2 protein-coding genes are annotated in these 8192 nt (G+C 72.4%); both read left to right on the top strand.

Going from position 1 to position 8192, the window contains the following annotated elements:
• The coding region (locus ACLEQD_RS31625) for a beta-ketoacyl synthase N-terminal-like domain-containing protein (protein WP_410389227.1) at window positions 1–4443 on the top strand (4443 nt) is incomplete at its 5' end.
• A partial coding sequence (locus tag ACLEQD_RS31620; protein WP_410389226.1) for a beta-ketoacyl synthase N-terminal-like domain-containing protein occupies window positions 4397–8192 on the top strand: 3796 nt, incomplete at its 3' end. The genes ACLEQD_RS31625 and ACLEQD_RS31620, both read left to right, overlap by 47 nt.

Genomic DNA, 8192 nt, shown 5'->3' with positions numbered 1-8192 from the left:
CCGGGGGGCGCGCTGCGGCGGTGGGTGGAGGAGGCGAAGCAGGCGGAGGCGCTGGCCACGCCGGAGGGCGGCTTCGTGGCGGCCCATGCCTACGTCGCCGGGCTGCTGGCCACGGGCTTCGTGCCCGAGCGCATCACGGGCCACGGCGATGGCGTGTGGCCGGCCCTGGTCGTCAGCGGGGCCGTTCGGCTGACGGACGCGCTGCGCGTGCTGCGCGGAGAGCTGTCGCCGGGCGAGGTGGAGCTGTCGCGGCCATCGGTGCCCTTCGTCGATCCCGTGGGCGGCGGGGTGTGGATGCGGTACGCGCTGGACGCGGACTACCTGCGCGACCTGGTGGCGCGGGCCCATGGCGTGGTGGACACGCTCGTGCCGTGGGTGGAGAGCGCGCGGCTGCTCATCCGCAAGCAGCACTCCTTCCGCAAGCTCGCGGCCGAGTGGGCCCCCGCCCTGGGCGGGCTGCACGCGGGGCTCACCTCACTGCTGGATGGCACCCATCCGCTGAAGGACGTCGAGGACCGGCACCAGCGGCTGCTGTTCGCGTTCGTGAGCGCGGTGCTGTTGCGGTCGCTCCAGCAGAAGTGGGAGCTGGACACCGCGCTGGAGCGGCTGGACCCGGTCCTGCGGGAGCTGCTGGAGCTGGTGTCCGGCGAGGTGATTCCCCGCAGGGAGCTGGTGGAGTTGCTCGCGGTGGAGCAGCCGGACTTCGAGCGCATCGCCACCCTGGCGCACGCGCGTCAGCGCCGGCTGCGGCCGGGGGCGGTGTGCCCGCTGCTGGAGGGACGCAGCGGGCGGCTGCACGAGGTGGGGGACTTCGCGCAGTGGCTGGAGCGCGCGCAGGCGCTCCAGCAGGCGCCCGATACCGGAGAGGACTTCGCGTGCCTCGCGCTGGGGGAGACGACCCTGGCGCGTCCGGCGGAGCTCACCGTGCTGCCCGCGCAGGCGCGCACCCTGGATGACAGCTTCTGGGATACGGCCCTGAAGCTGTGGCTCCGGGGAGTGGACGTGCGCTGGGACGACCTCTATCCGGACGGCGCCTATGCCAAGGTCGCCCTCCCGCTGTACCCGTTCGTGCGTCGCCGGCACTGGATTGAGGACTCGCCGCTGCGCGCCGAGCGCGAGGGCCGGGTGTCCGTGACCGCTGCCGCTCCGAAGTCTTCCGTGCCTGCCCAGGGAGAGGTGCCCGCCGTGTCGAAGTCTTCGCCTCCTCCTGCCCAGCAGGTCGCATCCGCCGCGCCGTCGCTTCCGGCTCCTCGCGCTCCGGCGATTGACGCGCGGGCCTTCACCCGGAAGGTGGAGGCGGAGCTGTTGGCCGCCGGCACGGAGATCCTCCGTGTCGACGCGGGAGCCCTCGGGGCGCACGACAGCCTGGGGGACGTGGGCTTCGACTCGCTGGGGCTCAAGGACTTCGCCGCCCGCATCGAGCGCCAGTTCAAGGTGGACTTCAACCCGTCCCTGTTCTTCTCGCACCCGACCATCGCGAGCATCGCGGAGCACCTCTGGGAACAGTACGGCGAGGAGCTCGCGCGGGCCCAGGCTCCCGCGAACGCCACGCCTGCCGCAGCACCCGCGCCTGGCGCAGCCCCTGCGGAAGCACCCGCGCCTATCGCGGCGCCTGCCTCCGCTGGAGCACCGGCGTCTGCCTCAGCATCCGCGCCTGCCGCAGCGCCCGCGCCTTCGACACACGCGGTGCCCCAGGCCGCCGCGATGGTCGCGACGGAGGCTTCGCGTGCGACGGATGCCGCTCCTGAGTCCCGTGGCTTCCAGAGGGACGCAGGCACGGAGCGGGGCGTCGCGATCATCGGGATGTCCGGTGTGTTCCCCGGCGCCCGGGACGTGGACGAGCTCTGGCGCAGCCTGCGCGCGGGGGAGCACCTCATCTCCGAAGCGCCCACGAACCGGTGGGATTGGAAGGCGTGGGGCGAGGAGGACGGCACCTACCTGCGCTGGGGCGGCTTCGCGCCCGGGTTCGACTGCTTCGACGCGTCGTTCTTCGGGGCCTCCCCGCGCGAGGCGGAGCTGATGGACCCGCAGCAGCGCATGCTGCTCCAGAGCACCTGGAAGGCGCTGGAGGACGCGGGGCTGCCGCCCTCGAAGCTGTCGGGGCGCAACGTCGGCGTCTTCATGGGCGTGTGGTCGCAGGACTACCACCACCGCCTGTCGCATCACGGCCTCCTGCACGCCCAGGTGGAGACCGGCAACGCCCTGACGATGCTGGCCAACCGCATCTCCTATTTCTTCAACTTCCGGGGCCCCAGCGAGGTCCACAACGCCGCCTGCGCGAGCAGCGTCGTCGCGCTCCACCGCGCGGTGCAGTCGCTGCGGTCCGGTGAGTGCGACATCGCCATCGCCGGAGGCGTCAACGTATTGGCCCTGCCGGAGGTGACGCAGAACCTCGCGCAGGTGGGCATCCTCTCCCGCGACGGGCGCTGCAAGACCTTCGACGCGTCGGCGAACGGCTACGTGCGCGGCGAGGGAGCGGTGGTGGTGGTGCTCAAGCGGCTGGACCATGCGGAGGCGGACGCGGACCCCATCCACGCGGTCGTCCGGGGCTCCCGGCAGAACCACGGCGGCCGGGCCAACTCGCTGACCGCGCCGAACCCGAAGGCCCAGGCGGAGCTCATCCTCGGGTCGCTGGACGACGCGGGCTTCGAGCCGGAGACCGTCACGTACATGGAAGCGCACGGCACGGGCACCGAGCTGGGAGACCCGGTGGAGGTGGAGGGCCTGAAGACGGCCTTCACCCAGCTCGCGCGGCGGCGCGGCCGGACGCTGAAGCAGGCGAACTACTGCGGCATCGGGTCCATCAAAACGAACGTCGGGCACCTGGAGTCGGCCGCGGGCCTCGCGGGCGTGGTGAAGGTGCTGATGGCCATGCGCCACGGCGAGCTGCCGGCGAGCCTCCATGTCCAGAAGCTCAACCCGCTGGTCCGGCTGGAGGGCAGCCCCTTCTACATCGTCCACAAGACGCAGCCCTGGACGCGCCTGACGGACGCCGAGGGACGGCCGATTCCCCGGCGCGCGGGCGTGAGCTCCTTCGGCTTCGGAGGCGCCAATGCCCACGTGGCGATCGAGGAGTACGTGACGGCCCGGCCCCAGGGCGTCACGTCGTCGCCCGGCCCCTGGCTCTTCCCCCTGTCCGCCCGGAGCGCGGACCGGCTGAAGGGTCAGGCGGCGCAGTTGATCCGGTTCATCGAGGAGCGCCTGGGCATTGCCCCGGCAGGCACTGGCGCGGCGCGGGGGAGCGCGGAGGACATCGTGCTGTCCGCTGCGTCCGCGGTGCTCGGGATTGCCGTGGACGAGCTGCGCCGCGAGGAGGACTGGGGCGCGACGGCGCTGGGGCCCGCGGGGGTGGCGGAGCTGCTGGGCCGGGTGAACGAGGCCTGCGACGTGGAGCTGTCCTCGTCGGTGCTGAGTGGAAGCCTGTCGTTGAAGCCCCTGGTCCAAGCGCTGGAGGCGCGGGGCGTGGGCCGCGCGGCTGTGCAGGCGGCGCAGGGCCCGGTGGCGGAGCTTCCGCTCGCGGACCTTGCGTACACGTTGCAGGTTGGCCGTGAGGAGATGGAGGAGCGGCTGGCCATCGTGGCGGGGAGCGCCGCGGAGCTGCTCCAGAGGCTGCGCGCGTTCCTGTCGGGGCGTCAGGACGGAGAGACGTTCGTGGGCAGCGCGAAGGGCGCGGGCCGCCGCAACACGCTCCTGAGCGACGACGAGGACGCGCAGGTGATGCTGAGAAGCTGGGCGCGCAAGGGGAAGCTGCCCCGGCTCGCCGAGCTGTGGGTCGGAGGGGCGGGCATCGACTGGGCGGTCCTCCCGCAGGGCGAGGGCTGCCGGCGCATGCCGCTGCCGACGTACCCGTTCGCGCAGGAGCGCTACTGGCTGGATGCGCCGAAGGTGGCGCGGACCTACGTCCCGTCGCCGCTGGCACAGGCCGGCATGGCCCCGGAAGCAGCGCCACCGCGCGCTGGGCAGGTGACACCTCCGGCGTTCGAACGCCCCTCGGGCCACGGCCCCACGCCCGTGTCCGCGCCAGCGACGATGGCGTCACCGCCCGCGTACGCGCCAGTGCCGGCAGCCTCAGCGTTCGCACCCGCGACGATGACAACGCCGCCGGGGTTCGCGCCGACGGCGTGCCTCCTCGGCGTTCGCGCCAGCGACGATGGCAACGCCGCAGGGCTTCGTGCCGACGGCGTCCCACTCAGCGTTCGCGCCAGCGGGTGTGGCCTCGACGCCGGGGTTTTCTCGCGGGACGGTGGGTTTCTCTTCGGGGGTCGATCGCGCGATGGGGCAGGGGCCATCGGCGATGCCTGCGTTCGCGCCCCCCGCGGTCGAGGCTCCGAGAACGGCGTCGGCCTTCGGGCATCCTGGTGCGCCTGCGCCGGCAAGCACGGTGTCGACGCGGCCCGTGGCGGCGCAGCCCCCGGTGGACCTGGGCCGGGCGGTCGAAGGTGAAATCGTGCGCCTCGTCGCGGAGATCCTCGGGATGCCGGAGGACCGCATCGACCGCGAGCAGCAGTTCGCGGAGTACGGGATCAACTCCATCATGGGCATCGGTCTGGTCAACAGCCTCAACCGGACCCTGGGCCTGTCCCTGCGCACGACGACCCTCTTCGACTACCCGAACGTCTTCCGCCTCCGGGACTTCCTCCTGAAGACCCACGCAAGCGCCGTGGAGCGAGCCTTCGCCGCGAAGGCCCCGCCGCCGCAGGCCGCGCCTCCCGAGGTCGACCTCGCGGACCGCCAGGTCTTAGAGGCCCACCTCCCGACGCCCGAGCCCTCACCCGTGGCGTCGTCGGACATCGCCGTCATCGGGCTCGCGGGACGCTTCCCGGGAGCCCCGAACGCGCGTGCCTTCTGGAAGCTGCTGGAGTCCGGCCGGAGCGCCATCACCGAGGTCCCCGCGAGCCGCTGGGACTGGACCCGGCACTACGATCCGGATCCGATGAAGCGCGACAAGACCCACTGCAAGTGGGGCGGCTTCCTCACCGACATCGACAAGTTCGACGCGCGCTTCTTCGGCATCACCGGCCGCGAAGCCGAGCTGGCCGAGCCGCAGCAGCGCGTGTTCCTGGAGGAGTGCTGGAGCGCGCTGGAAGACGCCGGCTACGCCACCGACGAAGCCTCCCGGCTGCGCGTGGGCGTCTTCGCCGGAGTGAACGCGGGCGACTACACCCTCAACCTCCAGCAGGCCGGAGTGCAGACCGAAGCGCAGGCGCTGGCGGGCAACGACTGCTCCGTCATCCCCGCGCGGCTGTCCTACTTCCTCAACCTGAAGGGCCCGAGCATCTCGCTCGACACCGCCTGCTCCTCCTCGCTCACGGCCATCCACCTCGCGTGCCGGAGCCTGCTCGCGGGCGACTGTGAGATGGCGGTGGCGGGCGGCGTCTTCATCGCCGTGACGCCGTCGTTCTACATCAAGACCAGCAACGCCGGCATGCTGTCCCCGAGCGGCCAGTGCCGCACGTTCGACGACGGCGCGGACGGCTTCGTCCCCGGAGAGGCCGCGGCGGCCGTCGTCCTCAAGCCGCTGGCGGCGGCCCTGCGCGACCGCGACCACATCTACGGCGTCATCAAGGGCACGGGCGTCAACCAGGACGGCAAGACGAACGGCCTGACCGCGCCCAGCGCCCTGTCGCAGGAGGAGCTGGAGCGCTCCGTCTACGAACGGGCCGGCGTGCACCCCGAAACCCTCAGCTACGTGGAAGCGCACGGCACGGGCACCCGGCTGGGGGACCCCATCGAAGTGCAGGCCCTGACGAACGCCTTCCGAGCATCGACGGACCGCACGCGCTTCTGCGGCCTGGGCTCGGTGAAGACGAACGTGGGCCACACGGCCGCGGCGGCCGGTGTCACCGGGCTGATCAAGCTGCTCCTGTCGTTGGAGCACGGCCTGCTGCCGCCAAGCCTCGGGCTGGAGCGCGAGAACGAGCACATCGACTTCCAGTCGAGCCCCTTCTACGTCGTCCGCCAGCTCCAGCCGTGGCCGCGCCAGGAGGGCCGTCCGCGCAGGGCGGCGCTCAGCTCGTTCGGGTTCAGCGGCACCAACGCCCACCTCGTGCTGGAGGAGGCGCCCGCCGTGGCCCACGCCACGGGAGAGGTGCCGGACTCCCACTCCCTCATCGTCCTGTCCGGCCGGACGGAGGAAGCCCTCCTGCGCCGGCTGCGGGACCTGGAGGGATGGCTGGAGGCGGAGGGCGCGGTGGCCTCGCTGGAGGACGTCAGCCACACGTTGCTCCTGGGCCGCCGCCACTTCGCGGTGCGGGCCGCCTTCGTCGTCCGGAACGTCGCCGAGCTGCGCGAGCAGCTGCGGGAGGCCCTGCGGCAGCCGACGGGCGCGCGGGGGACATGGTTCGCGGAGGTGGCCAACGTCACCTCGCGTCCGCCGGTGGACGCGGCTGCGGACGAGGCGCGCTGGCGGGAGGCACGTGCCTCCGGAGCGCGCTTCGCGGAGCAGCTCCACGCGCTCGCCACGGCGTGGTTGAAGGGCGGCTCCGTGGAGGGCACGCGCCTGTTCGCGGGCCGTGAGCGCCGTCGCGTCTCGCTGCCGACGTATCCCTTCGCCCGGACGCGCCACTGGATTGGCGAGCCCGCGCGCGACGCGCATCTGTTGCTCGGAGCCGTGGAAGCGGGAGGCACGCTGGACACGGGGCTCGTCTTCACGCGGCGCCTGCCCGAGGAGGCCTGGGTGGTGGCGGAGCACCGGGTGCGCGGACACGCCATCCTCCCCGGCGTCGCGTATCTGGAGATGGCGCACGAAGCGGCGCGCCAGGCGCTCGGGCCCGGGCAGTACACGCTGCGTCGCGTGGTGTGGCTGCAGAAGCTGGCGGTGGAAGGAGCGGGGCGCGACGTCCGCCTGACGCTGCGCCGGGGCGAGTCCGGCCGGCTGGACTTCCTGGTGCAGAGCCAGGGGGCCGAAGGGGAAGCCTGGACGACCCACGCCCAGGGAGAGCTCCACACGGGCGCGCAGCCCGAGGCGGGCCCGCGCGTGTCCCTGGCGGAGCTGCGGTCGCGGTGTGAGCGGAGGCTCGACGCGCCGGAGCTGTACCAGCGTTACGAGGGAATCGGCCTGCGTTACGGCGAGAGCTTCCGGAGCGTGAGGGAGGTCCGTTGTGGCGCGACGGAGGCGCTGTCGCATCTGGCGGTGAACGGGAAGCAGCGGGAGGAGTGGAGCCAGTGGGGCCTGCCGCCCGGCATGCTGGACGGCGCGATGCAGAGCGTCCTCGGCGTGGTGGAGCAGGCGCCCGGGACCACGGTGATGCCCTTCGCGGTGGAGGAGGTCGTGCTCCGCCGTGCGGTCCCGACCGAGGCCTTCGCCGCCATCAAGCAGCTCGGGCGCCTGCGCTACGACGTCGCAATCCTCGACGCGAACGGAGAGGTCTGCGTCGAGCTGAACGAGGTGACGCTGCGGGAGTGGCGCGACACGAAGCCGCAAGCCGCCGCGAAGCCGGAGCCGTCCGTGAAGGCCGAAGCGCTGCTGTACGCGCCCAGGTGGGAACCGAGCCCCGCACCGGCGCGGGCCCACGAAGGAACCACCATGACGCAAGGCGCGCGAGTGGTGCAGGTAAGCCACGAAGGCAGCGCAATGACGGAGGAGACGCGGGCTCCAGGCCACGTATCGGGCGCGCGCGTGGTGCTGGTGGGACACGAAGGCAGCGCTGAATTGGAAGAGGCCCTGGCGCAAGCGCACGCGGCGGAGGGCGTGGTGCGGGTGAGGCTGTCGGAGCGCACGCACCGGCACGGCCCGGGCCAGTGGGAGTGGAACCGGCGTGACGAAGCCGGAGCGCAGGAATGGCTACAAGAGGCCGGAGGCCTGACGCGGCTGTACTTCCTGGGAGGCGCGGACGCGAAGCCCACGGCCAGCGTGGAGGACGAAGCCGCACTGGAAGCCAGCCAGGAGCGGGGCGTGGTGGCCCTCTTCAGTCTGGTGAAGGCGCTGAGCATGCACGGCTGGGCGCTCAAGCCTCTGGAGTTGAGGGTGGTGACGGTGGGCGCGCACCGGGTGGTGGAAGGAGAGAGCCCGCGTCCCTGGGGCGCGAGCGTGCAGGGCTTCGCCAAGGCGGTGGCGAACGAGTACCCGGCCCTGCGCGTGAGCTACGTGGACGTGGGTGTCGAGGACATCGCACGGAGCCAGTGGGTCGACGGAGTAGTGGGAGAGGAAGGGGACGGGAAGGGCGCGGACGTGGCGCTGAGGCAGGGGCGCC

The sequence above is a fragment of the Corallococcus sp. 4LFB genome (assembly GCF_046520365.1).
Taxonomy (GTDB): Bacteria; Myxococcota; Myxococcia; order Myxococcales; family Myxococcaceae; genus Corallococcus; species Corallococcus caeni.
Note: the sequence above shows the minus strand (reverse complement) of the source record. Positions and strands in the feature narration are given on the sequence as shown.